At 36.4% G+C, this 2,510-nt stretch carries 2 protein-coding genes; both read left to right on the forward strand.

Going from position 1 to position 2,510, the window contains the following annotated elements:
- Positions 1 to 77 precede the first annotated feature (77 nt).
- A complete protein-coding gene (locus tag NI461_RS13825; protein ID WP_253157787.1) occupies positions 78 to 656 on the forward strand; it encodes an HAD family hydrolase in 579 nt (192 codons plus the stop codon).
- A gap of 497 nt (positions 657 to 1,153) precedes the next feature.
- Positions 1,154 to 2,323, forward strand: coding sequence for a site-specific integrase (locus NI461_RS13830; RefSeq protein WP_005104739.1), 1,170 nt, complete (start codon positions 1,154 to 1,156; stop codon positions 2,321 to 2,323).
- Positions 2,324 to 2,510: the final 187 nt, after the last annotated feature.

The raw sequence follows: 2,510 nt of genomic DNA on the forward strand, positions 1-2,510 counted from the left end.
GGTTGTACGATAAGTTTTAGCAGTATGTTTATTCATTTTGAAATTATAGGACTGAATAAACCTTATAGGCTAGGTTTGTGCAACAAAGCCGCACACTAATAGAAATTAAAAACAGCCAATCTCCTTACAAAAAAATGATGAAGTGGCTTAAACAACAAGGGCGCAAACCACAACCAAATGATGCTGCAATGATCATGTCACTAGATGGCAACTTTGCAACATTAGCTTCTTATTTCGGTTATCAGTTTCCTTCTACTTTATTGGAGGAAATGAATAACGCTCTTCAACATGATTTAAAGTATATGCGTGCTTTTGATGATTCTATACCAATGCTGCTTGAGCTTAAAAAGCTAGGCTACAAATTGGCAGTCTGCTCCAATGCAGCAACGCCTTATGGTGAACGAGCACAGCACCTACTTCCACCTTTAGATACTTATGCATGGAGCTTTCAGGTCGGTGCAAATAAGCCAGATCCTTTAATCTACCAACATTTTTTAACTCAAATGAACTGTCAACCAAATGAAGTTTTTTTCATTGGTGATACTCAAATTGCTGATGTAGATGGGCCGCAAAAATTAGGCATGTCTGCAAAAATAATTGATCGTAAAAATGGTGAGAGTCTTTTAGATGTGCTCCAACCCTTGTTAAAAAAATAAATTATAAATCTTTTTTCGAGCTGATTTTTAAGATACCAAATCTGGTACTTAACTCATGATATTGAGGATTTAAGTACCAAATTTTGTACCTAACAAATGGGATTAAATCATTAATTCAGTAAGCATAAATATGATTTTTTTATTTCATAATTTTTTTGAATAACCATTTTTTTGAAGTTTTAAACGAAACGAGTTTTTAAAAAATGTCATGTGCTAAGTTTTCCACATGACGATTTATGACTAGGGAAATTTATGCCTAGCCGTGAATAATTTTTAGATCAGCTCAATTGGCTAAGTAATTTTATGCAAAACGAAATTTTAGATGTTCTTTTAGAACTAGGGCTTACAGCTATCGATTGGGTAGATGCTTCAGTGTTCTCAAAGCTTACAGGCATTGAAGAACAAAAACTTACACATCGGCGAAAAAATTGGCCACAAGATTTAGTTTGGACAAAACAAGATGGAAATATTTACTACTCACTTAGAGGTTATAACCAATGGTTGACAGAACAAACTCAAAAACGTTACCAACCGGCGTTAGAATTAGGGAGAATGCACTCGAAATCAACTTCACCTCTAAAAAGCAGCGCTACTACATTACACTCCCACACCCGCCGACTGCGGAAGGTATCCGTACAGCCGCTAAAATTAGAAGTGACCTCATAAATAAAGCCAAATGGGGGATTTTAACTGAGAATGATATAGCACAAGCAAAAGGCCTTGATGTTACAGAAACTGAATCAATGGATGGTCAGCAAGTCTTATTTCAAGATGTTGCACAAAAATTTTTAAAGTTTTCGATTGCCAATAAAGATTCAAAAAATGGCTATCGCAAAATTTTAGAATGTCATTGGATGCCTTATTTTGCATTAACACCAATAGCCAATATCACGACTGAAGATATTGAGGAAGTCATTATCGATCGTAATTTTCAAACAGCGAAAACATTTAATAATTGCGCCACGCCTTTACGTGGAGTTTTCGAGTTGGCTGTTAAGCATAATCAGATTTCTGTAAACCCTATGAATAAAATTAAGAATCGTAAGGTTCAGGTGGAAACACCTGACCCCTTCACACGTAAGGAGATGGAAGCCTTACTAGCTTGGCTCGACAAAAGCTTACATGATGAGGACAAATTTTATCGGTGGTATTTTGAGTTTGCCTTCTGGACAGGCTGTAGACCTTCCGAAATGATTGCTCTTAGAGAAAGTGATATCGATTGGTTCAATGGCACATTCAAAGTTAACAAAAGCCGTGTACGTGGTTTAGAAAAAAAGGTGACAAAAACACATACGTCTCGAGAAGTATATCTGAATGAACGATCAACTCTGGCTTTGAAAGCTTTGCTTCAATTTAAAAAGGATCAAGGCTACCAAACAGACTATGTGATGCTATGTCCTAAGACTAAGGAACCCTTCTTTAATGAAAAACCACCTAGAGAGCGTCTTGTAGAAGCGATGAAAGCGTGTTCTATACGTCACCGCCCTGCATACAATGCAAGGCATACTTATGCGACGATGTTGCTGATGGATGGCGTCAATCCAATGTTTGTAGCCGATCAACTTGGACATAGTCTACAAATGCTGATCAAACGCTATACAAAATGGTTGCATGGGGATAAAAATAAGCAAGAAATTGCGAAACTTAGCGTAACTCGTACAGCCTAAATACGTCGAAATCAAAAGCTCTTGCAATGAAAAATGTGGCAAATGTGTGGCAATAAAAAAGCCACTTAATATAAGTGGCTGATTTATAACAAGAATTTTGGTGGAGGTGGCGGCTACCTAATTCAGCTATTAAATATCTAATTTTTAAATAAAATTCTTATAAAAATCTGTTTACGTATAACTCCTG

It is taken from the genome of Acinetobacter sp. S4400-12 (assembly GCF_024129495.1).
Taxonomy (GTDB): Bacteria; Pseudomonadota; Gammaproteobacteria; order Pseudomonadales; family Moraxellaceae; genus Acinetobacter; species Acinetobacter lwoffii_C.

Coding starts and splice junctions, on each gene's coding strand:
- NI461_RS13830 (WP_005104739.1), top strand. CDS start 1,154: ATGGTTGACAGAACAAACTCAAAAACGTTACCAACCGGCGTTAGAATT.